The following is a 24,732-nucleotide window of genomic DNA, read 5'->3' as shown; positions in this document are numbered from 1 at the left end:
TTCGATCCTTGTGTTGCTGGCCACCCTTCTGGCGGGCGGCCTTCTCGCGGTTCTTGGCCGGGCCCGAGTGTGGGGCGGCGCGGCGCCGAGGGCAAGCCGCGCGGCGCACGCGCGGAACCCAGTCATGCCGAAAATTTCAGGTGCAGTTGCGTCCGCGTTGATTATGGTGCGCATCAGGGTCGAAAATCGACAAATTCGACCGGAAAACAAGGTGCAGGGGTGAACACGTCACATGGGCAGGGATGAATTGCGTCAGTTCGATTTCCTGGGCGCGGGCGATCCCGGCGCGCTCGACGCGCTGTTCGGCCGCGGCGGGGGGAACGGCCCCGGACCGGCGCCTTGGTACCGCTTCGGCTGGATGGCGGCCGACCTCGACCCGCTGAAGCTGTCAGCCCCCCTCGTCCACCCCGACCTCGCCACCGCGCGGGAGGCGATGGACGCGGACGAAGCCGCCCGTCTCGACGCGGACTGGTGCGGGTCCATCGGCTGGGAGATCGGCCATCTGCAGGACGCCGAACGCGCCGCCTGGCTCGTCGGAGAGATCGAGGCGGGCTGGACCCCGCCCGACGATCTGCGCGCCGCCGCCCTCGACCTGATCGCACGGGGCGAGGCGTTCGAGGCGATCTTCGCCAAGCGCCTGCCGACCGTGAAGATCTTCGGCCTTTCCGGCTCGGAAACCTATCTCGTCGCCATCGAGGCCGCGATCCGCGAGGCGGGTGCGAAGTCCGTCGCGGTGGGCGGCATGCACCGCGGGCGCCTGACGCAGATGGCACTCTCCTTCGAGAAGCCGCTGGTGCGCTGCATCGCGGAGTGCATGGGAACCCCCGACCTGCCGGAGGGGCTGGGCGCGTCCTCCGACGTGCCCTATCACCTGGGCTGGGAGGGCACGCGCGCCGACGGCGTCCACATGTGGGTCGCACCGCACCCCTCGCACCTCTCCATCGTGCCCGCGCTGACGCTCGGGCGCGCCTGCGCCATGGCGCGGGAGACCGGCGAGGCGCCGCTCCCCCTCCTCCTCCACACCGACGCGGCCTTCGCAGGGCAAGGCGTCAACATGGAGCTTCTGCAGCTGTCCGGCCTGCCGCAATACTCGGTCGGCGGCACGATCCATCTCGTCCTCAACAACCAGCTCGGCTTCACCACCGACCCGGAGGAGGCGCGCACCGCGCGCGCCTGCACCGACATCGCCAAGCTGATCGAGGCCCCGGTCATCCACGTGAACGGCGACGACCCGGACGCGGTGCTCGCCGCCGTGCGCATCGCCGCGCGCTACCGCAACCGGTTCGGCGCGGACGTCGTCGTGGACCTCGTCACCTTCCGGCGGCGCGGCCACAACGAGATCGAGGAAGCCCGCTTCACCCAGCCGCTGCAATACAAGGTCATCGACGCGCTGCCGCCGATCTCCACACGCTACGCGCAGACGCTGGGGAGCGATGCGCCCGATCTTTCAGCCTTCCGCACGGAGATGGACGAGGCGTTCGCCGCCGCGAAGTCCTGGGCGCCCAACGGACCCGACATGACGCCCGGCCTTGCGAAGGACATCGAGACGCGGCTCTGCGATCCGGTCGAGACGGGCGTGGACGTCGAGCGGCTGCGCGCGCTCGGCATCGCCATGGCGACCGCGCCCGAGGGCATGACGCTGCACCCGAAGGTGCTGCAGTTCCTCGAGAAGCGCCGCGCCGCCTTCGAGAAGGGCGAGGGCATCGATTGGGCGAGCGCGGAGGCGCTTGCCATGGCGGTCGCCGCAGACGACGGCTTGCCCGTGCGCTTCTCCGGCCAGGACAGCGTGCGCGGCGCCTTCACCCAGCGCCATCTCGCGCTGCACGACCAGGAAACGGGCGCGGTCCACTCCGTCCTCGGCGCGTTCGGCAGCGATGTCGAGGTCTTCAACACGCCGCTGATCGAGAACGCCGTGCTCGGCATCGAATACGGCATCAGCGTGGGAGAGCGGCGCATCCAGCAGATCTGGGAGGCGCAGTTCGGCGACTTCCTCAGCGTCTGCCAGCCCATGTTCGACCAGTTCGTCACGGGCGGGGAGGACCGCTGGCTGCTCACCTCGCGCCTGACGATGCTGCTGCCGCACGGGATGGACGGCGGTGGCCCGGACCATTCGACGGGGCACCCGGAGCGCGTGCTCGCCCGCTGCGCGCGCGGCAACATCTGCGTGGTGAACGCTTCGACGCCCGCCAATTATTTCCACGCCCTGCGCCGCCAGGTCGTGCGCGACGTGGCCAAGCCCCTCGTCGTCTTCACACCGAAATTCCTGCTGCGCCATGGCGCGTGCCAGTCGGCGCTTGCCGATTTCGGACCCAGCACGGGCTTCGAGACGGTCATCGGCGAGACGGTCGCGCGGGCAAAGCGCGTCGTGCTCTGCTCCGGCAAGATGTTCTATTTGCTGGATGCGGCGCGGAAGGAGCGCGGGCTCGAGAAGAAGGTGGCGCTCGTGCGCATCGAGCAACTCTACCCCTTCCCGGCCGAGGCCGTGGCCGCCGCGCTCAAGCCCTATGCCAAGGCGGATCTCGTCTGGGCGCAGGAGGAGCCGGAAAACCTCGGCCCCTTCACCTGGCTCGACCGCCGGCTAGAGGCCGCCGCGGGCCGCCGCGTGCGGCTCGTCACCCGCCCCGCCGCCCCCTCGCCCGCCGTGGGCTGGAAGGGCTGGCACGAGAAGGAACAACAGGCCGTGATCGACGGCGCCCTTGCACTGGAGGACTGAGACGTGATCCGCGTTTCCGACGAGACCCTGGCGAAGCTCAAGGACATCGCCACGCCGACCATCGCCAACGCGCTCGACGACATCGGCTTCGACGGCGTGATGCTGGGCCTGCACGCCGCTGGCACCGGCCTGCGCTGCGTCGGGCGCGCCGTGACCGTGCGCGAGGTGACGGGGCCAAAGGGCTCCTTCCCGACCGAGGATTTCAAGGTCGGCCACATGATCGACGCGGCCGGCCCCGGCGACGTGATCGTCGTGGCGAACGGCGGCGTGCCGGTTTCGACCTGGGGCGGCATGGCCTCCTACGCCGCGAAGCTCAAGGGGATCGAGGGCCTGGTGGTCGATGGCGGCATCCGCGACCGGGAGGAGATCGTGGAGTTCGGCTTCGCAGCCTTCTCCACCCACATGGTCCCCACCCCCGGCAAGACGCGCCTGAAGGTCGAAGCGATCGGCGAGCCCATCGTCTGCGCCGGCGTGCGCGTGCGCCCGGGCGACGTGATCGTGGCCGACGGCACCGGCGTCGTCTGCATCCCAGCGGAGAAGGCCGACGAGGTCGCCGACATGGTGACCCGCTTCGCCGACGACGACGCGAAGGCGATGAAGGAAATGGAAAAGGGCCTCACCTTCCGGGAGGCGCTGGCCAAGTTCGCGAAGATCTGACGCGGAGGGCGCGCCCCGCGCCCCTCACATGCGCTGCGGCCCGCCCCTCAGGCGGGCCGTTTGCGTATCAGGTACCGGTGCTCGCCTTCGAGCACCAGTTCGCCCCGCTGGTTGTGGATCGTTGCGCGCATGGCGATCACGCCCGTCGTCCGCTGGGGCGTCAGTTCCACGATCTCCAGCGCGGGATAGAGCGTGTCGCCGCGCACGACGGGTTTCAGGAACTTCGAGGATTGCTCGAGGAAGGCCACGAGCGACTCCGATACCTCGTGCGGGAACTGCCCTGCGCCCGCCGCCGTGAAGCAATTGACCTGCAGCCCGTGCGCCAGCAGGTCGGCGTGCCCATGCTCCCGGCAATATTCGATATCGTAGTGGCTTTCGTGATTGTCGCCGGAGACGACCTGGAAGGCCGCGAAGTTCGCGCCGGTCACCGTGCGGCTCGGCTGGGCGTAGCGTTCGCCCACGCTGAAATCCTCGAACCAGCGCTGCGGCACGCCCCGGTGGGCGGCCCTCGTCCAGCCCTCGCTCATGCGGCGTCCCCCGTGCCGATGCGGCCCGACGTCGCCAGCGCGGCAATCGCCTCATCGTCGTAGCCCAGCTCGCGCAACACCTCCTCCGTATGCTGGCCGAGCAGCGGCGGCGTTCGCTCGGCCGCCCGCGCCTCCCCTTCGAAACGAACGGGATAACCGACGTTCTTGATGTGCCCCAGCACCGGATGCTCGGTCTCCACCAGGAGCTTGCGCGCCGCGACCTGCGGATGCTCCAGCGCCTGCGCGACCGTGTGGATGGGCGCGCACGGCAGCTTCGCCTCCGCCAGCACCTCCAGCCAGTGCGCGACCGGCTTCTCGGCGATCTTCTCCGCGACTGCGGCGACCGTGCGGTCGAAATTGCGCACGCGGGCCTCATTGGTCGCGAAATCGGGGTCGGTCGCAAGCTCGGGCCGTCCCATCAGCACGCACATCCGCCGCCATTGCGCATCGTTGCCGCAGCCGATCAGCAGCGCGCCGTCGGACGCATCGAACGTCTGATAGGGCGCGAGCGCCGGGTGTGCCGTGCCCATCCGCTTCGGCAGCTTGCCCGACCGCCAGTAGTTCTGCGCGAGATAGCTCATGAGCATCATGGAGCTGTCGAGCAGCGACACCTCAAGGTAGGTCCCCTTGCCGGTGCGCCCCCGCTCGATCACGGCGGCGAGGATGCCGGAAAGCGCGTGCGACCCCGTGGCGAGGTCTACGGGAGAAAAGCTTGCCCGCATGTAGGGCTCGCCTTCCTCGCCCATGGTGCTGATGAGGCCGCTGAACGCCTGCAGCATGGCGTCGTAGCCCGGCCGCGTGCCCAGGGGGCCGTCGCGCCCGTAGCCGGAGATCTCGCAATAGATGATCGTGGGGTTCAGCGCCTTCAGCGTCTCGTAGTCGACGCCCAGCTTCTTCGCCGTGCCGCTGCCGAAGCCCTGCAGCACGATGTCGGCCTTGCGGGCGATGTCGTGGACAATCTTGCGGCCTTCTTCCGATTTCAGATCAACGGCGACCGAGCGCTTGTTGTGATTGAAACTGAGGAACAGCGCGGAGACACCCTTCTCCTGCGGCGCCCAGGTGCGCGTGTCGTCGCCCACGCCGACCGGTTCCACCTTGATGACGTCGGCGCCGAGGTCGCCCAGGTACTGCCCGCACAGCGGTCCCGCGATGACCTTGCTGAGGTCGAGCACCGTCATGCCCTTGAGGGGTTTCATCCCTTGTCCTTCCTTGGCTCTTGCTTTCCCGGCAGAAAACGCCGGTGTGCGCGCCCGATCAAGCCTCCGCGAGGCGTTCCGCCGCCATCTCCCGCAGCTTGGCGCGCTGTATCTTGGTGCCGTTCGCGCTCTGCGTGACGGGGAAAGCGTCGACGATGAAGATGCGCGCCGGCTGCTTGAAGCTCGCGAGCCCCGCCTTGCAGTGGGCCTTCAGCGCAGCCTCGTCCGTCTCCGCCCCCGGCTTCAGCATCACGAAGCCGACCGCGACCGTGCCCGGATGCCTTTCCGCGCCCACGACCTGCGCGCCGTCGACCGCCGGATGATGGACGAGGTGATCCTCGATCTCCGCCGGATTGACGAGGAATCCGCCGAGCCGCAGAACGTCGCCCATGCGCGAGAGGTAGACGAAGCCTTCCCGCTCCGTCGTGTAGCCAAGGTCGCCGGTACGGAAGTACCCGTCCTCGGTCATCGCCTCGGCGCTCGCTTCCGGATTGCCGTCGTAGCCGATCATCAGGCTCGGCGCGCGCATCTCCAGTTCGCCCGGCTCCCCGTGCGGCAGGATGCGGCCTGTCTCCCGGTCCCGCGCCCGGATTTCCGCATCCGGGGAGACGGGGATCCCGCCGCCGATCTTTCGCTGCTCCGCCGGGGCGTCGGCGCGCTGGACCGAGAAGAGCGCCTGCACCTCGCTGCTGCCATAGACCGCGCACATGGTGAAGCCGTGCGCGTCAGCACGTTCCACGATGTCGGTGAGCGCTGCGTTGAACCGGGCATAGCCGAAATGACGCAGCGTGCTCATGGGCTTGCCGCTCGCGTCCGCCGCCGCGATCATCCGGTCGGCCATGTCGTCGCCGCCGACCGTGTGGGTGACGCCATGTTCGCGGATCAGGTCGACCGCGCCCTCGGCGTCGAACACCGACATCAGCACGTTGGGCCGGCCGGCGGCGAGGCCTGCGAGGAACTGGCAGAAGCCGAAGACCCCGCACATCGGCACGGTCTGCAGCATGACCGCGTCCCGCGCGCCATAGCCGAAGCCGCGGACCACCTCGCGCGCGTGGTGCACGACGACCGACTGCTTGTGCATGACGAACTTGGGCTTCTTCGTGGTGCCCGAGGTCGTGAACATGTTGCACGGGCTCTCCGGCGTGCCGTGGCAATCGGCGTAAGGATCGGCCGACATCACGTCCGCGTAGCGCACGGTCGCGATGCCCGGAAGGCCCACGTCGTCGGGCGCGTCGCCCCCCTCGTCATAGACCACGAGCGTTTCGAGCGTGGTCAGAGCCTTCGGGTCCACCGCCTTGAGAATCCCTGCGAAATCTATGCTCTTGAACCCCGGCCAGAAGATCAGCGCCTTGCAGCGCCCGCGGCCCACGATGTCCTCGACCTCGACCGACCGGAATCGCGTGTTGACCGCGACCGCCACCGCGCCCAATTGCGCGCAACCGAGCATCGTCGCGGCATAGGCGACGCAATTGGGCAGCCAGATCGCCACCCGGTCGCCCGGCCCGATGCCGAGGCGGGCAAGCCCGCCGGCGGCCTTCCGGCTCAGCTCCAGAAGCGCGCCGAAGGTCCAGCGCTCTCCCTCGTAGACGATCGCCGTCGCGTCCGCCGGCTGCGCCGCCAGCATGGCGGTCAGCGTCCTTTCCGGCGCCGCGATCATTTTCGCGTTTGCGCTGTCCGCCTGCATCGGTTCCGTATCCCGTTTCCTGGCTCAGCCCTTCGGCTTCAGCTTCAGCATGATGCCCATGCGGCCTTCCTGCACGACGGTCCCGTCGTGGCGCTTCAGCCGGATGATGCGGTCCATGATGCCAGCGTCGCCCTTGCTCGTCAGGCGCTTCTCGCCGATTTCCATTTCCATGTGCAGCGTGTCACCGATCAGGATCGGGGCCTTGAACTGCCAGTCCTGGATGCCGAGCAGCGCGAGCGCGGAGTCCTCGAACACCCCGATCCGGTCGTAGAAGCCGGTGATGATCGCGATGCCCAGCGCGCCGTGGACGAGGCGCTGCCCGAAGCGCGTCGTCTTGGCGTATTCGGCGTCCACGTGGATCGGGTTCCAGTCGCCCGATACCATGGAGAATATCGTCAGGTCTGCCTCTGTGATGGTCCGGGCGGGGCTTTTGAAGATCTGCCCCGTCTCGAAATCCTCGTAATAGAGCGAATTGCTCATGCGCCATCCTCCCCGAGCATGTTGACCGGCACGCCGAGGTGCGCGCCGCCGTCGATCTGGATGAGCTGGCCGGTCATCAGCGCGCCCGCCGGGCTGATGAGGAACGCGGTCAGCTCCGCCACTTCCTCCGGAGAGGTTGCACGCCCCAGAGGCACCCCTGCCACCAATTTCGCGACATGGGGGGCATGCGCCTCGTCGGCGAGCGCCGGTGTCAGCACCGTGCCCGGCCCCAGGCAGTTCACGCGGATGCCCTGCCCCCCCCATTCGAGCGCCAGCGCCCGCGTCATCGCCAGCACGCCCGCCCGCGCGGCCAGCGAGTGCGACATGCCGATGGCGCCCCGCTCGACCGGGCTCAGCGACATGTTGACGACCGCCCCGCGGGAGGCCTCCAGATAGGGCCGCGCCGCCCGGGTGATCGCGAAAACCGCGTTGAGGTTGAGGTTCACGACCGCCTGCCAGCCACGCGGCGAGATGTCCTCGGCCCGCGCGAAGAACTGCCCGCCCGCATTGTTGACGAGGCCGGTGAGGCCGTGCGCCTCGCCCACGCGCGCGACCAGCGCCTCGACCGCGTCCGCCTCGCGCACGTCGCAGACCTCGGCCGCATAGGCCGCGTCCGCACCGGCCATGCGGCCCGTCTCCTCCAGCGTCTCCGCCCGGCGCCCCACACCCGTGACGCGGGCACCGAGCGCCAGCAGCCGCAGCGCTATGGCCCGGCCAATGCCGGAGCCTGCGCCGGTGACGATCACGCTGTGCCCGGAAAGCGCGTCCTGCGCCAGCACGGGGCGGAAGTCGGCAGCGGTCATCGGCTCACTCCTCGCGCAGGATGCGCTTGGCCTTGTGGGTGGAGCGGGGAAGCTCTCCCTCCGCCATCACCTCGACGATGGCGCGGACCTGCAGACGCGTGCGCACGGCGGCGGCCATCCGCTCCTTGAGGTCGGCTGGTGCACCCTTCGCCGCCTCGATGCGCAGCTTGAAGCCCGTGAGGAAGCCCGTCTTCGCATCGCGCGTGTCCTTGTCGAGCACGATCAGGTACTCGCCCGTCGTGCCGGGGGTGGAGCGCACCACCTCCTCGACCGCGGAGGGGAAGACGTTGACGCCGCGAATGACCATCATGTCGTCGGCACGGCCCTGCACGCCGCCGACCAGGCGGGCATGCGTGCGCCCGCACGAACAGGGCGCCCGGTCGCGCACCACCATGTCGCCGGTCCACCAGCGCACCAGCGGCGTCGCCTGCTTGTCGAGATGGGTGAGCACCAGCACGCCCGGCGTGCCGTCGGCCACGGGCTCGTGGGTGTCGGGGTCCAGCACCTCGGCGAACGCGAAATCCTCTACAAGGTGCGGCCCGTTCTGCGCGGCGCAATCCCAGGCGATCGGCTGGAACTCCAGGCTGCCGTAGCCGTCGTAGCACCTGGCGTCCCAAAGCTCCTCGATCATCTGGCGCGTGGCGGGGATGTTCGCGCCGGGCTCGCCCCCCAGCATGATCTTGGAAACCTTGGTCTGGCGCGGATCGCGGCCCATCTTGCGCGCGACCTCCGCCAGGTGCGCCATGAAGGAGGGCGTCGAGGTCGTGCAGGTCGTGCCATACTCGAACATGGTGTCGATCTGGCGCTCGCTGTCGCCGCTGCCGCCCGGGATGCAGATCGCACCGATCCGCTGATAGGCCATGAAGGCGCCGAGCCCGCCCACGAACCAGGAGAAGTTGAACAGGCATTGGTAGACGTCGCCCTTGCGCACGCCGTGGCTGTAGGCGAGCCGGGCATAGAGGTCGGCCCAGCGCTCGATGTCGGCGCCGGTCCAGCAGTCGGGCGAGGGCTTGGACGTCGTGCCGGAGGAGAAGTGCACCCGGATCACGTCCTCAGGTGCGACCGCCAGCATCGACCCGAAGGGCGGCGCGGCCTCCACGCTTTTCAGGTAGTCCGACTTGCGCGTCAGCGGCAGCGCGCGCAGGTCGTCGAAGGACGTGAGATCACCCGCCTCGAACCCTGCGTCCTTGAACACCTGCGCATAGTGCGCGCTGTCGCGGGCGACGCGGGCAAGCTGCGTCTTCAGGGCGGACAGCTGGTGTGCCTCGATCCGGTCGCGCGACCAGAGTTCCCGCTCGTCCCAGACATCGGCCGAATACGGCTCCGCTACGATCACGCCTCATCCCTCCGCAAACCGTTTATCAGGTATGTTGTCAGTTCGTCGGCCATGCGCGCCCGGTCGGCGTCCGTCTCGCCCTCGCGGGGCCGGTACCAGACCGTGATCCAGTTGAGCGCGCCCAGCAGCCCGCGCACCACCATCTTCACGTCGAGCGGACGGATCGCGCCCTCCGCGATGCCCTGCGAGATCACGTCCACGAAGCGCTGCTCATAGGCGTCGCGCAACTCCACGATCTCGTTCAGCGTCTTGCGCTGGCGGGGCGTGGTGCTGCCTGCGAGGTGCATCTCCACCCCCAGCACCGAGACCCGCTGGAACGGCAGGTGCGTCATCATCAGCAGCGCGTGCGCGCGCACCATGCGCTCCAGCCGATCGAGCGCGGGCGCGTCCTCCAGCGCGATCCGGCCCGCCCCTTCCATGTTCTGCCGCATGGATTCGCGGTGAACGTCGAAGAACAGGTCCGCCTTGCTGCGGTAGTAGTAATAGACCCGCCCCTTCGTCGCGCCCAGCAACCCGGCCACGTCGTCGATCGAGGTCGCGGCATAGCCGTCCTGCATGAACGCCCGCGCCGCCGCCTCCAGGACCGCCGCGCGGCCGTCCGCCTTGTCGTCCTCGCCCGCTTCCGCCCGCGCACTCCTGTCCATGGCCGCTCACGCTCCCCGCAAACGGACGCCTACCCGTTCGACCGGTCGGCATCCTTGCGGATTGCGCGCGAAAGCACGAGTCTCTGAATTTCCGAGGTGCCCTCGTAGATCTCGGTGATGCGCTGATCGCGGTAGTAGCGCTCGACCGGGTTCGGCTTCACATAGCCCGCCCCGCCGTGGATTTGCACCGCCGCGTCGACCGCGCGGTGCGATACCTCGCTGGTGTAGAGCTTGGCCATTGCGCCGATGGTCGCTACGTCGCGGCCCTGGTCGTAGGCCCTGGCCGCCTCGTAGAGCATCATGCGCGCCGCCGAAAGCTCCGTCGCCATGTCCGCGAGCTTGAAGCCGATGCCCTGGTGCTCGATAATCGGGGTCGCAAAGGTCTTGCGCTCGCACGCATAGCGGGCTGCCGCGTGATAGGCCGCAAGGCCGATGCCCATCGCCTGCGCCGCGACCGTGATGCGCCCGACATTGAGCGTCTGCAGGGCGAGACGCAGGCCGCGCCCCTCCTCCCCCAGCATGGCCGAATGATCGACCGCCGTGTCGACCTTGAGGTTGCTGGTGAGCGTCCCGCGGATGCCCATCTTGTCCTCGAAGAAGTCGATCACGACACCATCCTGCGCCTTGTCGACCATGAAGGCGCTGATGCCGCGGCTGCCCGCCTTGGGATCGCTGCGCGCGAAGACGATGTAGTGCTGCGAGACCCCGCCGTTGCCGAGCCAGCACTTGTCCGCCTTGATGTGCCATTTGTCCCCGTCGCGCGTCGCGGTCGCCTGGATCGCCGCGGCGTCGGAGCCCGCGCCCCGCTCGCTCAGCGCGAAACAGACGGAGATGCCCTGCGCCATGCCGCCCAGGTATTTCTGCTTCTGCTCCTCCGTACCCGCGAGCAGCACCGGGAAGGCGCCAAGCTGGTAGGCCGCGAGGATCGCCGACGTCGACGCGCAGCCCATCGCCACCCGCTCGACGATGGAGACGACGGACGTGAGCGAGGCGCCCTGCCCGCCATAGGCCTTGGGCAGGAACAGGCCGCACAGGCCTTCCTTCTTCATCACCTCGATGTGCTCGTAAGGGTAGCGCTGCTCGCGGTCCAGTTCCTCCGCCAGCGGCTCGAACTGCTCCCGCGACAGCCGGTCCGCCACGCCCTGCCAATGGCGCGCGTCCGCATCCAGTTCAGGTTCCCAGATCACGCCCATGGTGGCCTTCCCTCCCTTGTCTTGCTTGGGAAAAACATACTGAGTAGTATGTTGGCCGTCAACACGAGCCGCCGGGCCGCCGCCGCGCGCATGTCTGCCATCGCCTGTCCGGACAGATCGCCGCTTGCTCCGTCCGAACCGCGCTGCAAGCCTTGGCCGCCATAACGAAGAAGAGACGAGGAGACCGCACCCATGACCGCAACCGACCCCATCCATGGCGAGGGCAAGGGCCCCGACCGGATCTTCCGGGACGCACTTGCGGAGGGCAGGTTCCTGATCCAGCGCAGCCGGTCGAGCGGGCGCTGCTATTTTTTCCCGCGCCTCGTCGAGCCCGGAACCGGCGCGACCGACCTGGAGTGGATCGAGGCGTCGGGCGAAGGCACCGTCTACGCGACGACGGTCGTGCGCAACCGGCCCGAGAAGGGCGGCGACCACAATGTCTGCATGGTCGACCTCAAGGAAGGCTGCCGGATGATGAGCACGGTCGTCGACATCGCGCCCGCGGACGTGAAGATCGGCATGGCGGTGCGCGCGCGCATCGACACGCTGAACGGCGAACCCGCCGTCGTCTTCGTCCCCGCTGGCCAATAAGAAGAAGGAGCAACCCCATGGCACATTCCCTGCGCGGCAAGGCAGCGGTCGTCGGCGTCGGCCTCGCGAACCGTCCGGAGGCACCGGGCCGCAACGCCATCGAGCTTCTGGCCGAGGCAAGCATCAATGCACTCGACGACGCGGGCCTGACGCTGTCGGATGTCGACGGCCTCTTCACGGGTTCCGCCTTCCACTACATGCCGACGCTGTCGGCGGCGGAATACCTGGGCATCCGCCCCACCTATTCCGACGGCAGCATGGTCGGCGGCTCTTCCTTCGTGATGCACCTGCTGAACGCGGCCATGGCGCTGGAGGCCGGGCTCTGCAATGTCGCGCTGATCTGCTACGGCTCGAACCAGCGCACCATCGGCGGCCGCCTCGTCTCCATGTCGGAGCCGCAGGTGTACGAGGCCCCCTACCGCCCCCGCTATCCCGTCAGCGCCTATGCGCTCGCCGCCTCCCGCCACATGTACGAGTACGGCACCACGCGCGAGCAGCTGGCCGAGGTCGCAGTCGCCGCGCGCAAATGGGCGCAACTGAACCCGGAAGCCTTCGCCCGCGATCCCCTGACCATCGAGGACGTGCTGAACGCGCGCCCCATCTCGGACCCCTTCACCAAGTACGACTGCTGCCTCGTCACCGACGGCGGCGCGGCGGTCGTCATGGTCCGCTCCGACCGCGCGAAGGACATGAAGCAGAAGCCCGCCTACCTGCTGGGCGCGGCGGGCGCGCACTGGCACCGGCAGATCTCCATGATGCCGGACATGACGGTCACGGCGGCTTCGGAGTCGGGTCCGCGCGCGTTCGAGATGGCGGGCCTCAAGCCCTCCGACATGGACGTGCTGGAGCTATACGACGCCTTCACGATCAACACGATCCTGTTCCTGGAGGACCTCGGCTTCTGCAAGAAGGGTGAAGGCGGCGCCTTCGTCTCCGGCGGGCGGATCGCGCCGGGGGGCGAGTTGCCGGTCAACACCAACGGCGGGGGGCTCTCCTGCGTCCATCCCGGCATGTACGGCCTCTATACGGTGATCGAGGCGGTCCGGCAGCTCCGCGGCACCTGCGGCGAGCGGCAGATCGCGGGCGCGAAGACCGCGCTCGCCCACGGGAACGGCGGCACGCTGTCGAGCCAGGTGACCAGCATCCTCGGCACCGAAGAGACGCTCTGAAACGAGAGACACCAAGAGGGAACGCCATGAGCGAGACGAAAATGATGGACGGCAAGGTCGCCGTCGTGACGGGCGCGGGCCGCGGCATCGGGCGCGAGATCGCGATCCTGATGGCCAGGCACGGCGCGCGGGTGGTAGTGAACGACCTCGGCGCGTCGGTCAGCGGCGAGGGCGAGGACGCAGGCCCCGCGGAGGAGGTGCGCGACATCATCCGCGGCTTCGGCGGCGAGGCGGTGATCGACGGGCACTCCGTCGCCGAACCGCAGGGCGGCGAGGCCATCGTGAAGACCGCGCTCGACGCCTTCGGCCAGCTCGACGCGGTGGTCAACAACGCGGGCATCCTGCGCGACCGCATCTTCCACCGCATGTCCGTGCTCGACTGGGAGCAGGTGGTGGGCGTGCACCTGATGGGCTCCTTCTACGTCTCGAAGGCGGCTGCCCTGCACTACCGCGACCGGGGGGCGGGCACCTTCGTGCACTTCACCTCGACCACGGGCCTCATCGGCAACGTCGGCCAGGCGAACTATGGTGCTGCCAAGCTCGGCATCGTCGGGTTGTCGAAGGCCATCGCGCTGGACATGCAGCGCTTCGGCGTGCGCTCGAACTGCATCTCGCCCTTCGCGTGGAGCCGGATGATCGGCTCGATCCCGACCGACACGCCGGACCAGAAGGCGCGCGTGGAGAAACTGCAGCGCATGACGCCCGACAAGATCGCGCCGATGGCGGTCTATCTGTCGTCGGACGCGGCGGCGGACGTGAACGGCCAGATTTTCGGCGTTCGCAACAACGAGATCTTCCTGTTCAGCCAGCCGCGCCCCGTCCGCTCGGTCCATCGCGGCGAGGGCTGGACGCCGGAGACCATCGCCGAGCACGGGATGCCCGCGCTGAAGGGCAGCTTCGTGCCGCTCCAGGTCTCGGCGGACGTGTTCTCCTGGGATCCGGTGTAAGGACCCGTCCCGCTTGAGCGCGCACGCAGCGAAGGACCCGGACTTCCGGTCGCGCGTCCTGCAGAGCTTCGGCAAGCAGGGCCTGATGACCACGCTCGGCGCGTCCATCGTGCGGCTCGACCCGGGCAAGGTGGAGATCGCCCTCCCGGTCGCGCCCGCGGTGTCGCAGCAGTATGGCTTTGTACATGGCGGCGCCGTCGCCGCCATCGCCGACAGCGCCGCGGGCTATGCGGCGTTGAGCCTGATGCCGGCAGGCGTGGGCGTGCTCACGACCGAGTTCAAGGTCAACTTCCTCGCGCCGGCCGCGGGGGAGCGGATCGTGGCCCGGGGGCGCGTGCTGAAGGCCGGGCGCACGCTCACGCTCGCCCAGACCGACGTCGTGGCCATCGCGGACGGGCGGGAGAAGCTCGCCGCCCACCTGACCGCGACGCTCATGACCATTGAGGGACGCGACGGCATCGTCGACTGACTGCCTCGTCCCCTGGGAAGCATCAAGGCCCGGAGCGAAGTACGCGCCGGGCCTTTTCCATCTCAGACGGTTGCGACCGGCGTCGCGGGCGAACCCACCGCGCCCGGCAGGCGCAGGGGCGGCGCGGTCAGCAGGAAGCGCGACCGGCCGTTGGCCCGCAGGTAATCGGCGAGATCGGACAGGTACCAAAGCTCGCCCAGGTGCACGCCCAGCTTGAACAGGCAATGCTCGTGCAGCGGCAGGGCCGCGTGCTTGCCCTCGCCCGGCTCGGACGGATAGGCCTCGACCGCGTAATTGTCAGCAATGAGCACCGCGATCCCGGTGTCGGTGATCCAGTTCTGCAGCCGCTTGTCGCGCCCGTTCAGCACCGGGCAGGCACCGTGCAGCTTCTTCGGGTCGGGCGTCCTGTTCATGCGCAGCACCATGCGCGCAAAGCCCGTGTGCAGGCAGAGCATGTCGCCCTCCTCCACCTCAACCTTGTCCGCCTCCATGACGGCCATCAGCTCGTCGTAACCGACGAGCTTGCGCTCCTCGCCGAAGTGGGCGTTGAGGTTGACCATCACGCCGCGGCCCTGCACGCACCGCTGCGCCATCTTCTCGATGCCGAGGCGGTCGGCGTGCGCGCCCTCGTATTCGCTGCAGCCGTCGCCGTGCGCGTGACCCGACGGGCCGACGATGTCCTCACCGCCCCGCCAGCCGTTGTAATAGACCACCTCCGGCACGCCGTCGCCGTCGGCGTCGAACAGGCTGCCGACGTGTGAGAGCCCGTCCCACTGCGTCGAATACTGCAAATGGATCAGGGCGGCGTCGTCGCTGATGACGTCGGTCAGCGCCCCGTCGTGCTGGTCGAGCCGGTAGTTGTAATTCGCCTTGCCGTCCCGGATCGTGGAAAAGGTGCGCGGCGGATGGCGCCGATCGTTCAGCAGGTTGCCGCCGGGATAGTCAAGCGGCAGGCTGAGGCAGAACGTCCGCCCTTCCTTCACCTCGGCGACCGCGCGCCTTACCCGCTCCGGCGTCAGCAGGTTCAGCCGCCCGTTCTCGTCGTCGGGGCCGAAATCGCCCCAGGTAGAGCCCTCTGGGCGTTTCTTCCAGCGTTGGGTCATGGCTCTCGTCGTCTCCGTTGTCTCGGAAATCAGAACAGCGTCATCAGCTTCACATGGTCGCCCAGTGGCGCGGGATCGCCGTTGTAGACGACCTCGCCGGTCTTGATGACCGTCGCCCGGTGCGCGATGGGCAGGCTGTACTGCACGTTCTGCTCCACCATGAGGATCGAGGTGCCGAACCGCTCGTTGATCTGGCGGATCGACTGCATGACGCGCTCGACGAGGTTCGGAGCGAGGCCGATGGACGGCTCGTCCAGGATGAGCACGCGGGGGGCATGCATCAGTGCCATGCCGATGGCGAGCATCTGCTGCTGGCCGCCCGACATGGTGCCGCCGATCTGGTTCTGCCGCTCCTTCAGGACCGGGAACAGCTCATAGACCGTCTGGATGCGCTCGGGCAGCTTGTCCTTCTCCTCCTCGACGAAACCGCCGAGTTCGAGGTTGTCGCGCACCGACAGCGTACGGAAGATGCCGTGGCCCTGCGGCACGAAGGCGACGCCGTCGTGCACGTTGGCGGCCGGCGTGCGCCCCGTGATGTCGCGCCCGTCGAGCAGGACCTGGCCGTCCATCGGCTTGAGGAGGCCGAAGATCGCCTGCATCAGCGTGGTCTTGCCCGCACCGTTGTGGCCGAGGACCAGCAGCACCTCGCCCTTCTTCAGCGCGAGGTCGATGCCGAAGATCACACGCTTCTTGCCATACCCCGCGGCCAGCCCGCGCGTTTCGAGGATCGCGTCGCTCATTTGAAGTACCTCGTCGCCAGCTCGGGATCGTTCATGACCTCGTCGGGGGTGCCGATGGCCATGGCGTGCCCCTCGTCGAGGAAGTAGACGACGTCGCAGAGTTCCTTGATGACGTCGAGGTTGTGCTCGATGATGCAGATCGTCTTGCCGTTCTCCGCGAGCTTGCGGATGACGGGGAAGATTTCCTGCAGCGTCGTGCGGTCGAGGCCCGATAGCGGCTCGTCGAACAGCAGCACCTCCGCCCCCGTCGCCAGCAGGCGGGCAACCACCAGCAGCTTCTCCTCCGCGTAGGACAGGTTCTCCGCCGTCTCGTGCGCCTTGCCGTCGAGATCCACGAACCGCAGGATCTCCATTGCGCGGGCGGCGTTCTCATGCTCCTCCGCGCGCACCGCCCAGGGCCGGAAATAGACGTTCGCCAGGTTGTCGCCCGACTGGCCGGGAAGCGCGACGATCACGTTCTCGATCACCGTCATCTTGGTGAAGAGCCGCAGGTCCTGGAAGGACCGCGCGACCCCGCTTCCGACGACCTGGTGAGGCTTCAGGTTCTCCACCTTGCGCCCGCGCAGCTCGATCTCGCCACCGGTGGGTTTGAGGAAGCCCGTGAGCAGGTTGAACGCCGTTGTCTTGCCCGCCCCGTTCGGACCGATCAGGCCGGTGATCCAGCCGCTCTTCAGCTCGATGGAGAGATGCGAGACCGCGGTGATGCCGCCAAAGGTCTTCTTCAGGTCGGTGCCGCGCATCACGACCTCGCCCTTCTGCGCGCTGCCGCCGCGGAAGGTCTCGCCCTCGCGCGCGGGCTTCAGGTCCTCGCCGGAGAGGTCGACCGTCATGGCCGCGAGACCGCGCGGTTCGGGCAGCATGCCCTCCGGCCGGAAGCGCAGGATGAGGACCAGCACCACGCCGTACATGACGAGCCGCATCTTGTCGGCGATGTCGACCGGCATGTCGATGAACTTCAGAAGCTCCGGCAGGATGACCAGGATCGCCGCGCCCAGCACCGAGCCCCAGAGGTTACCCGTGCCGCCGAGGATCACCATGGCGAGGATGTAGATGGTCTCGTCGATGGTGAAGCTGTCGGCGCCCACATAGGAGAAGTAGCGCGCGAACATCCAGCCCGCGATGGCCGCGAGGCTCGCCGACACGGCGAAGACCGAGACCTTCATGTAAAGGATGTTCTTGCCCACGGCCTGGGCCGCGCTCTCGTTCTCGCGCATCGCCCTCAGCGCGCGCCCGAACGGAGAGCGGGCAAGCCGCGTCGCCACCCAGAAGCAGAAGACCGCCATGACCACCGCGAGGATCAGGAACTTGCCGGGCGAGTCGAAGCCGAAGCCGAAGAGTTCGAGCTTCGGCACGCCGCTGATCCCGTCGGTGCCGCCGGTCACTTCCTTCCAGTTGATGAAGACCTCGATGGCGATGATCTGCAGGGCCAGCGAGACGACCACGAGATACTCGCCCGCGACCCTCAGCGCCGGCAGCGCGATCAGCACGCCGATGAAGCCCGCGACCACGATCGACAGCAGCAGCGGCAGCGGGAACGGCAGGCCGAGCGTCGTCGTCGCGATGGCCGTCGCATAGGCGCCGAAGGCGTAGAACGCCGCGTGCGACAGCGCGAACAGACCCGCGAAGCCGATCAGCAGATTGAACGATGTGGCGAGGATTGCGTAGAAGCAGACCATCACCAGGATGTGCAGAAGATAGTCCATGGTCCGCCCCTCAGGTCCGGTTGGTGCCGAACAGCCCCTGCGGGCGCAGCATGATCATCAGGAACAGCACGACGAAGGCGATGGAGTTCTGCCATTCGGTCGGGATCTGCCAGAGGCCGAGGCTCTCCACGAGGCCGAGGACGAAGCCGCCCACAGCCGCCCCCTTCAGCGAGCCGATGCCGCCGATGAAGACCGCGACGAAGCCCATGAACACGGCCGCGAAACCCATGTGCGTGCTGCCGCCGTCCTTCAGCAGGATCAGCATGGCCGGCACCGCCGAGATGGCCGAGCCTATGACGAACACGAGAATGGTGATGCGGAACGTGTCGATGCCGATGACGCGCGCCATCTCCGCATTGTCGGTCATGGCGAGGATCGCCTTGCCGTAGCGGGTGTGGCGCAGGAACGCGAACAGCGCGAGGCCGAGGATGACGAAGCTCGCCACCTGCCAGACATGGATCTCCGTGAAGAACAGCGGGCCCACGAGGAAGATCTCGTAGCTGAGGTCGTCCACCACCCGGACACCCGACCCGAAGACGATCCCCACCATGTTCTCGATCACGATGTAGAGGCCGAGCGAGGCGATCAGCGGCACGAGGTGCGGCGCGTTGTTAAGCTCGAGCGGGCGGTAGACCACGAGATAGCTGAGCACGCCGAGCACCACCGCCGCGCCGATTGCGGCCGCGAAGCCCAGAACGACGGGCAGGCCCATCGCGCCGGACACGAACCACCCGCAATAGGCGGCGACCGTGAACACCGGGCCATAGGCGAAGTGCACGATGCGTGTCGTGGCGAAGATCAGTCCGAAGCTCACCCCCAGAAGCGCGTAATGGCTTCCGTTGATGAACCCGTTGACGAGTAGCTGGAGCAGAAGATCCATCGGAATACGGCCTCGGTTGCGGGCAGGCCGGAGGGCGGCGCCATGCCGCCCTCCGGGTCTTCAGGCCCGTGCCCCAGGTGTCACTGGGCTTTGACGTACTTCTGGAAGACGGGCTTGCCGTCCTCCACCTTGAACAGCGCGACCGGCTTCGTTGCGACGCCGTTGTCCTGGTAGGTCATGGTGTCGCCGTAGACGCTGTCGAAGACCGGGTTCGCCCGGATCTCGGCAGCCAGCTTGTCGCCCTTGTAGTAGTCGCCGCCCTTGGCGCGCGCCCGGCGGATCGCCTCCGCCGCGACATAGACCGCCTCGTAGTAGTTGGCGGCATAGAACTCCGGTGCGGCGCCATAACGCTGCTGGTAGCCGTCGGAGAACGACTTCGACCAGCCTGCCGACGGGGTGAAGTAGTCGGAGGTGTACTCATACCCCTCGATGAACTTGCCCGCCCCCTTGGCGATGTCGTCGGTGTACTCGATGCCAATGATCGGCACCTTCATGCCGAACTCGCGCACGCGCTTGATGGCGAGGCCCGGATCCGGGCTGAACAGCCAGAGCGCCACCCAGTCCGGGTTGGACGCCCGGATCTTGGCCGCCTGCGTGTCGATGTTCGGCGCGCCGACGTCCATGAACTCGGTCGCCACGATGGTGCCGCCCAGGTTCTTCCAATAGGGCTCGACGCCCGCGATCACGCTCTCGCCCGCGTCGGTCTTCCACGCGAGTTGCGCCATCTTCTTAAGGCCCTGGTCGTTCGCGCGCGCCGCCGCCGCACGGCCGAGGTCGGACGCCAGCGAGCGGTTGTGGAACAGGTACTTCGACGCGCCCACGAGTGCCGTGCTCACGCCGCCGCCATTGAGCAGCAGGATGCCCTTCTCGTCGGCGATCGGCGCGATGGCCAGCGTCGGCGGCGAGAACGACGTCAGCACCACCTGGACGTTGTAGAGGTTCATCAGGCGGTTCATGGCCGCGACGCCTTCCTTGGCGACGCCGCTCTTGTGGTCCTCGATCACGGCTTCCAGCTTGATGCCGTCGATACCGCCCTTGGCGTTGATCTCCTCGACGGCCTGCAGGATGCCCTGGCTCATGACCTTGCCGTACCAGTCGGCCTTGCCGCTCATGGCCAGGATCGCGCCGATCCGGAACACCTCGGGATCCTTCGGCGCGTCTGCGGCGTGCGCCGCGCCCCCGACGGCCATGAGGCCGGCGGCGAGCCATGTCATCAACTTGCGCTTCATGCGTCTCCTCCTCCTTCTTGCGTGTGCGGGCGCGGGCTGTTCAGACCGCGGCCGTCCGGTCCGGGGCGTTCAGCCGCCCCTTGTCTGTCGTGTCCGCCTGGCGGCTGGCCGCCGGTGCGGAAGGCTGTAGTGCGCCGCGCGCGGGCCAGGTCCATGGCCGGGACGCCGTCCCGCCCTTCCCGGACGCACGCGACGTGAGAAAGCTCGCGACCGCCTCGTAGGCGTCGTCGACCGCGTCGCCGATCCGGCGCACGTCGCGGCAGTCGCCGATCTCGGCGACGGCGAGACCGCGCGCGGCAAGCGTTTCGGCGAAATCCGCCTGCGCGCCCCGCCCCTGCGCGACCAGCACCTGCACTGCGGGGATGTGCCCCACCGCGCCGTCCTCCCCCGCGACGCGGACGCCATCGGGCAGGATTTCCAGCATCCGGCAACCCGCGCGCACCTCGATCGACGGGTTCTCGGCAATCCTTTTGAGAAGCTGACGCCGGTAGATCAGTTGCGCGCGGCGCGCGAGCCGCTTCTCCGGCCCCGCCGTCACAAGCGTCACGCGGCGCCCTTGCGCGGCGGCGTGTTCGGCGGCCTCGCAGCCCGTCTCGCCCCCGCCCCAGACGACGAGCGGCCCGTCGGCCAGCGCCACCTCGCCCGCGAGGACCTCGTAGGCCGGAACGACGTTCGGCAGGCCGAGCCCCGGCACGGACGGGCGGCGGTCCGTTCCGCCGATCGCCACCACCGCAAGGTCGGGGTGCATCTGTGCGACCATGTCCGGCGTCGCCTCCACACCGCAGCGCAGGGCAACCCGGCTTCGGGCCAGCTCTCCCGCGAGATGGTCACGGTACCACAGAAACTTGTCCTTGCCCGGCGGCATGCCCGAGACCGTCACGCCGGACCCGGGCGCGGTGCGCCTTTCGAGCAGCGTCACGTCCATCCCCGCCGCGTCCAGCATCAGCGCCGCCTGGATACCGCCCGGCCCCGCGCCGACGACAATTGCACGCAGTCCCTCCGCCCGCGCTGACAACGGATCGGGCTCACCCTCGCGGCCCGCCCGCGGGTTCTCCGCGCAGCCCACGGGCACGTCCGCCATCAGCCGGTCGATGCACCAGTTGCAGGAGGTGCAGGGGCGGATCTCGCCCGCCCGTCCGTCCCGCGCCTTCTCCGGCCACTGCGGATCGACCAGCAGCGCGCGGCCCAGCGCGACGAGATCGCAGTCGCCGCCCGCCACCGCCTTGTCGGCGACCTCCGGATGGCGAATGACGCCGACGCCGATCACCGGCACGCCAGCGGCCTCCCGGATCGCGCGGGCGAGCGGCAGCCGCCATCCCTCCGCGTGGTTCACCGGATCGACGTTGCAGTCGAGCCGCTCCCCGGTCCCCGTCGAGACATGCAGCGCGTCCGCCCCGGCCGCCGTCAGGTATGGGGCGAGGCGCACCGTGTCCTCGATGGTGAGGCCGCCCTCCACATATTCTGCCGCGGAAAGGCGATAGATCACCGGCCGGCCGCCCGCCGCGGCCTTCACCGCCGCGATCACCTCGCAAGGGAAGCGCAGGCGGCGTGCCTCGTCCCCGCCGTAGATGTCGGTGCGCCGGTTGCTGTGCGGCGACAGGAACTGGCCGAGCAGGTAGCCATGCGCGCCGTGCAGTTCGATGGCGTCGTAGCCCGCCTCGACCGCGCGCGCGGCGGCGGCGGCGAACCTGTCGACCAGGCCTGCGATCTCCGGCACGGTAAGCTCGCGCGGCTGCACCCGGAACGACCGGCAGGCGATGGCCGAGGGTGCGACCGGCTGCACGCCGCCCGTGTGCCTCAGGAGCGTCTGCCGCCCGGCGTGATGGATCTGCAGGCAGGCCTTCGAACCCGCGGCATGGATCGCGTCCACGAGACGCCGATGCCCCGCGATCAGATCGTCGCTGTCGAGGCTCAGTTGCGGGCTTGCGCCGAGACCCGCCGGGCGGTCGACGCAGGTGAACTCGACCGTGACGAGGCCCGCCCCGCCCGCGGCCCGCGCCGCGTAATAGGCGATCATCCGGTCGGTGACGCTTCCGTCCGGACCCGACATGTTGGTTTCCATCGGGGCCATGACGATGCGATTGGCGAGCGCAAGGCTGCCAAGACGAAACGGAGAGAAGAGCGCCGGAAACGCGCTCATCCCTTCCTCGCCCTCTCGGCCGGAAAGCCTGCGACACGCATCGCCATCCGCCACCTTGCCTCCCCTGTCGCCGTCCTGCGGCCAGCCCTCGCCGGTTGCCCCGGCGTTAAGCCAATCGTCTAACATACTACTCGGTATGTCAAACCCTCTCGGTCGTTCCCGCTCCCTCGCGCCGTCCCCGGAGGAGGCGTGGTCAGCGGCTGACGACGGGCGGCGGGGCGAAGGCCTCCACGGGCGGAAGTGGCCCCTCGAAACGCTCCAACTCGACGAGCGCCGTATGTGCGGACGACCCCTGCCCCAGCTTCGACGTGCCGGTGTCGAGCGACAGCGCATTGGGGTTCCCGTGCCGCTCGAGAGAGCTGCCCTCGCGGGCCGGATCGAACCAGGCGCCCGTGGGCAGTGCCACCACGCCCGGCCGGATCGCATCGCTGAGGCGCGCGATCGACAGGCAGGCGCCCCGCGCGTTGAAGATGCGCACCGCGTCGCCGTTCGCGATGCCGCGCGCTGCTGCGTCGTCGGGGTGCATCGTCACGACCTCGCGGCCCTGCACCTTGGCGTTCGCGCTCGTCCGTCCGAAGTCGAGCTGGCTGTGCAGCTTTGTCGCCGGCTGCGGCGAGACGAGGTGCAGCGGCCAGGTCTTCGCCAGCGGCGCACCCAGCCATTCCGCGGGCTCCATCCACGCCGGATGGCCGGGGCAATCGTCATAGCCGAAGCCCGCGATGGTCTGCGAGAAGATCTCGACCTTGCCCGACGGCGTCTTCAGCGGATGGGCCGCCGGATCCTTGCGGAAGTCGCCGAAGGGCACGTCGACATGCTCGTCGCCCTCCACGGGAAGTTCGACGATGCCCTGCTCCCAGAAGCTCTCGAACGGCGGGAGTGTCAGCCCCTCGGCCGCGATTCCCTGCCGGAAGCGGTCGTAGAGGTGTTCCAGCCAGTCTTGCGCGTCGCGCCCCTCGGTGAACGCCGCACGCACGCCCAGCTTTTCCGAGATGTCCGCGAAGATCGTGTAGTCGTCGCGCGCCTGCCCGAACGGCTGGACCGCCTGCTTCATCGCGATCACGAAGGCGTCGGAGCCGGCGCGGCCGATGTCGTTGCGCTCGTAGGGCGTAGTTGCGGGCAGCACGATGTCGGCGCGCTTCGCGGTGGGCGTCCACCAGGGTTCGTTGACAATCACCGTCTCCGGGCGCTGCCAGGCCTGTTCCAGCCGGTTCAGGTCCTGGTGATGGTGGAACGGGTTGCCGCCGCACCAGTAGACGAGCCTGATGTCGGGATAGGTGAGCCGCTTGCCGTCGTAATCGAAGGGTTCGCCCGGATTGAGCAGCATGTCCGCGATCCGCGCCACGGGAATGAAGGTTCCGACGGGGTTCTGCCCCTGCGGCAGCGTCATGCCGTCGAGCCGCTTGATCGGCGTGCCGATGCCGCCGATCGCCCCATAGCCATAGCCGACGCCGCCGCCCGGAAGCCCGATCTGGCCCAGCATCGCGGCCAGCGTTGCCGCCATCCAGTAAGGCTGCTCGCCATGGTGCGCGCGCTGCAGCGACCAGCTGACCGAGATCAGCGTGCACCCCTGCGCCATGCGCCGGGCGAGGGCGCGGATCGTCTCCGCATCGATACCGCAGATCGGCGCGGCCCACTCCGGCGTCTTCGGCGTTCCGTCCGTCTCTCCAAGGAGATAGGGCCGGAACTTCTCATAGCCCGTCGCCCGCGTCGCCAGAAACTCCCGGTCCGTCAGCCCTTCCGTTTCGAGCACATGGGCAAGCCCGAGCATCAGCGCCACGTCGGTGTTCGGAACGACGGGCAGCCATTGCGCGTCGACCTCGGCCAGCGTGTCGCTCGCCAGTGGGCTCACGTTCACGAAATCGACGCCGCGGCGGCGGCATTCCTTCAGCCACGGCCCCGTGCTGTGCCGCGTCACGCCGCCCATGCTGACCTGCGCGTTCTTCGAGCCGATGCCGCCGAACATGACGAACAGGTCCGTGTGTTCCGCGATCAGCGGCCAGCGCGGCGTGTGGTGCCACATCATGTCGAGGAAGTTGAGGCCCAGCACATGCGGCACGATCACCTGCGCTGCCGCCGTGCTGTAGCTCTTCACCGAGTAGGTGTAGCCGCCGATGCAGTTGAGGAAGCGGTGCACCTGGCTCTGGCCATGGTGAAAGCGGCCCGCGCTCGCCCAGCCGTAGGAGCCGCCGTAGATCGCCTGGTTGCCGTGCGCCTCGCGCACCCGGGCGATCTCGCCCGCGACGAGGTCGGTGGCGGTCTCCCAGCTGACCGGCACGAAGGGCTCGCGCCCGCGCGCACCGCCCGCGGGGCCCGGCCCGTTCTCAAGCCAGCCCTTGCGCACCATCGGCTGCGTCACCCGCGCCTCGCTGTCGACGGCGTCCGCTATGGACTGGCCGATGGCCGAGGGCTCCGGATCGCCTGCGAAGGGGTCGACGCCGACGATGCGGCCGTCCTCGACGGTCAGCGTGTAGGCGCCCCAATGGCTCGACGTCGTGAAGGTCTGCCGCGTGGTCATGGCCACTGCCTCT

At 68.6% G+C, this 24,732-nt stretch carries 21 protein-coding genes; 6 read left to right on the top strand and 15 right to left on the bottom strand.

The window, feature by feature from the left end; translation table 11 throughout:
- Window positions 1–232 precede the first annotated feature (232 nt).
- Both NJQ99_RS02825 and NJQ99_RS02820 read left to right on the top strand, forming a co-directional pair.
- Window positions 233–2,713 (top strand): thiamine pyrophosphate-dependent enzyme, encoded by a 2,481-nt coding sequence (locus NJQ99_RS02825; RefSeq protein ID WP_269331280.1) that lies wholly within the window; start codon window positions 233–235, stop codon window positions 2,711–2,713.
- A 3-nt stretch (window positions 2,714–2,716) separates the two neighbouring features.
- Window positions 2,717–3,370: an RraA family protein gene (locus NJQ99_RS02820; RefSeq protein WP_269331279.1), complete on the top strand. Its 654-nt coding sequence runs from the start codon at window positions 2,717–2,719 to the stop codon at window positions 3,368–3,370.
- A 47-nt stretch (window positions 3,371–3,417) separates the two neighbouring features.
- Here NJQ99_RS02820 and NJQ99_RS02815 read toward each other — a convergent pair whose 3' ends face one another.
- From NJQ99_RS02815 to NJQ99_RS02780, 8 genes are read right to left on the bottom strand one after another with little or no spacing between them, the layout of a single operon-like run.
- The gene (locus NJQ99_RS02815; RefSeq protein ID WP_269331278.1) at window positions 3,418–3,897 is read right to left on the bottom strand and encodes a MaoC family dehydratase; all 480 of its coding nucleotides are present in this window, start codon (window positions 3,895–3,897) and stop codon (window positions 3,418–3,420) included.
- Entirely contained in the window at window positions 3,894–5,093 is a 1,200-nt protein-coding gene (locus NJQ99_RS02810) for a CaiB/BaiF CoA transferase family protein (RefSeq protein WP_269331277.1), read from the bottom strand. The genes NJQ99_RS02815 and NJQ99_RS02810 overlap by 4 nt, the downstream gene beginning before the upstream one ends.
- A gap of 58 nt (window positions 5,094–5,151) precedes the next feature.
- Window positions 5,152–6,777, bottom strand: a complete 1,626-nt coding sequence (locus NJQ99_RS02805; RefSeq protein ID WP_269331276.1) for an AMP-binding protein — start codon at window positions 6,775–6,777, stop codon at window positions 5,152–5,154.
- A gap of 24 nt (window positions 6,778–6,801) precedes the next feature.
- Window positions 6,802–7,257 carry a MaoC/PaaZ C-terminal domain-containing protein gene (locus NJQ99_RS02800; protein WP_269331275.1) on the bottom strand — a complete coding sequence of 152 codons (456 nt, stop codon included), beginning with the start codon at window positions 7,255–7,257 and terminating at the stop codon, window positions 6,802–6,804.
- Window positions 7,254–8,060 (bottom strand): SDR family NAD(P)-dependent oxidoreductase, encoded by an 807-nt coding sequence (locus NJQ99_RS02795; RefSeq protein ID WP_269331274.1) that lies wholly within the window; start codon window positions 8,058–8,060, stop codon window positions 7,254–7,256. The genes NJQ99_RS02800 and NJQ99_RS02795 overlap by 4 nt, the downstream gene beginning before the upstream one ends.
- A 4-nt stretch (window positions 8,061–8,064) precedes the next feature.
- A complete protein-coding gene (locus NJQ99_RS02790) occupies window positions 8,065–9,396 on the bottom strand; it encodes a phenylacetate--CoA ligase family protein (protein ID WP_269331273.1) in 1,332 nt (443 codons plus the stop codon).
- A complete protein-coding gene (locus NJQ99_RS02785; RefSeq protein ID WP_269331272.1) occupies window positions 9,393–10,040 on the bottom strand; it encodes a TetR/AcrR family transcriptional regulator in 648 nt (215 codons plus the stop codon). The genes NJQ99_RS02790 and NJQ99_RS02785 overlap by 4 nt, the downstream gene beginning before the upstream one ends.
- A gap of 29 nt (window positions 10,041–10,069) precedes the next feature.
- On the bottom strand, window positions 10,070–11,233 hold the full coding sequence (locus NJQ99_RS02780; RefSeq protein WP_269331271.1) for an acyl-CoA dehydrogenase family protein: 1,164 nt from the start codon (window positions 11,231–11,233) through the stop codon (window positions 10,070–10,072).
- A gap of 192 nt (window positions 11,234–11,425) precedes the next feature.
- On the opposite strand from NJQ99_RS02780, the gene NJQ99_RS02775 reads away from it, so the two are divergent.
- From NJQ99_RS02775 to NJQ99_RS02760, 4 genes are read left to right on the top strand one after another with little or no spacing between them, the layout of a single operon-like run.
- Window positions 11,426–11,824, top strand: a complete 399-nt coding sequence (locus NJQ99_RS02775; protein WP_269331270.1) for a Zn-ribbon domain-containing OB-fold protein — start codon at window positions 11,426–11,428, stop codon at window positions 11,822–11,824.
- 17 nt (window positions 11,825–11,841) lie between these two features.
- Window positions 11,842–12,993, top strand: coding sequence for a thiolase (locus tag NJQ99_RS02770; protein WP_269331269.1), 1,152 nt, complete (start codon window positions 11,842–11,844; stop codon window positions 12,991–12,993).
- Window positions 12,994–13,034: 41 nt separating this feature from the next.
- Entirely contained in the window at window positions 13,035–13,940 is a 906-nt protein-coding gene (locus NJQ99_RS02765) for an SDR family oxidoreductase (RefSeq protein WP_269332063.1), read from the top strand.
- Between the two features lie 13 nt (window positions 13,941–13,953).
- Window positions 13,954–14,409 carry a PaaI family thioesterase gene (locus NJQ99_RS02760; RefSeq protein WP_269331268.1) on the top strand — a complete coding sequence of 152 codons (456 nt, stop codon included), beginning with the start codon at window positions 13,954–13,956 and terminating at the stop codon, window positions 14,407–14,409.
- Window positions 14,410–14,471: 62 nt separating this feature from the next.
- Here NJQ99_RS02760 and NJQ99_RS02755 read toward each other — a convergent pair whose 3' ends face one another.
- From NJQ99_RS02755 to NJQ99_RS02725, 7 genes are all read right to left on the bottom strand, one after another.
- Entirely contained in the window at window positions 14,472–15,512 is a 1,041-nt protein-coding gene (locus NJQ99_RS02755; protein WP_269331267.1) for a cyclase family protein, read from the bottom strand.
- A 29-nt stretch (window positions 15,513–15,541) separates the two neighbouring features.
- Entirely contained in the window at window positions 15,542–16,252 is a 711-nt protein-coding gene (locus NJQ99_RS02750) for an ABC transporter ATP-binding protein (RefSeq protein WP_269331266.1), read from the bottom strand.
- A complete protein-coding gene (locus NJQ99_RS02745; protein ID WP_269331265.1) occupies window positions 16,249–17,955 on the bottom strand; it encodes a branched-chain amino acid ABC transporter ATP-binding protein/permease in 1,707 nt (568 codons plus the stop codon). The genes NJQ99_RS02750 and NJQ99_RS02745 overlap by 4 nt, the downstream gene beginning before the upstream one ends.
- Window positions 17,956–17,965: 10 nt before the next feature.
- The gene (locus tag NJQ99_RS02740; protein ID WP_269331264.1) at window positions 17,966–18,835 is read right to left on the bottom strand and encodes a branched-chain amino acid ABC transporter permease; all 870 of its coding nucleotides are present in this window, start codon (window positions 18,833–18,835) and stop codon (window positions 17,966–17,968) included.
- A gap of 80 nt (window positions 18,836–18,915) precedes the next feature.
- Entirely contained in the window at window positions 18,916–20,064 is a 1,149-nt protein-coding gene (locus NJQ99_RS02735; RefSeq protein WP_269331263.1) for an ABC transporter substrate-binding protein, read from the bottom strand.
- A gap of 40 nt (window positions 20,065–20,104) precedes the next feature.
- Window positions 20,105–22,204 carry an oxidoreductase gene (locus tag NJQ99_RS02730; RefSeq protein ID WP_269331262.1) on the bottom strand — a complete coding sequence of 700 codons (2,100 nt, stop codon included), beginning with the start codon at window positions 22,202–22,204 and terminating at the stop codon, window positions 20,105–20,107.
- Window positions 22,205–22,397: 193 nt separating this feature from the next.
- Window positions 22,398–24,719, bottom strand: a complete 2,322-nt coding sequence (locus NJQ99_RS02725; RefSeq protein WP_269331261.1) for a molybdopterin guanine dinucleotide-containing S/N-oxide reductase — start codon at window positions 24,717–24,719, stop codon at window positions 22,398–22,400.
- Window positions 24,720–24,732 lie beyond the last annotated feature (13 nt).

Source organism: Futiania mangrovi (genome assembly GCF_024158125.1).
Classification (GTDB): Bacteria; Pseudomonadota; Alphaproteobacteria; order Futianiales; family Futianiaceae; genus Futiania; species Futiania mangrovi.
The sequence above is the reverse complement of the archived record's forward strand: the minus strand, read 5'-3'. Positions and strand labels throughout refer to the sequence as shown.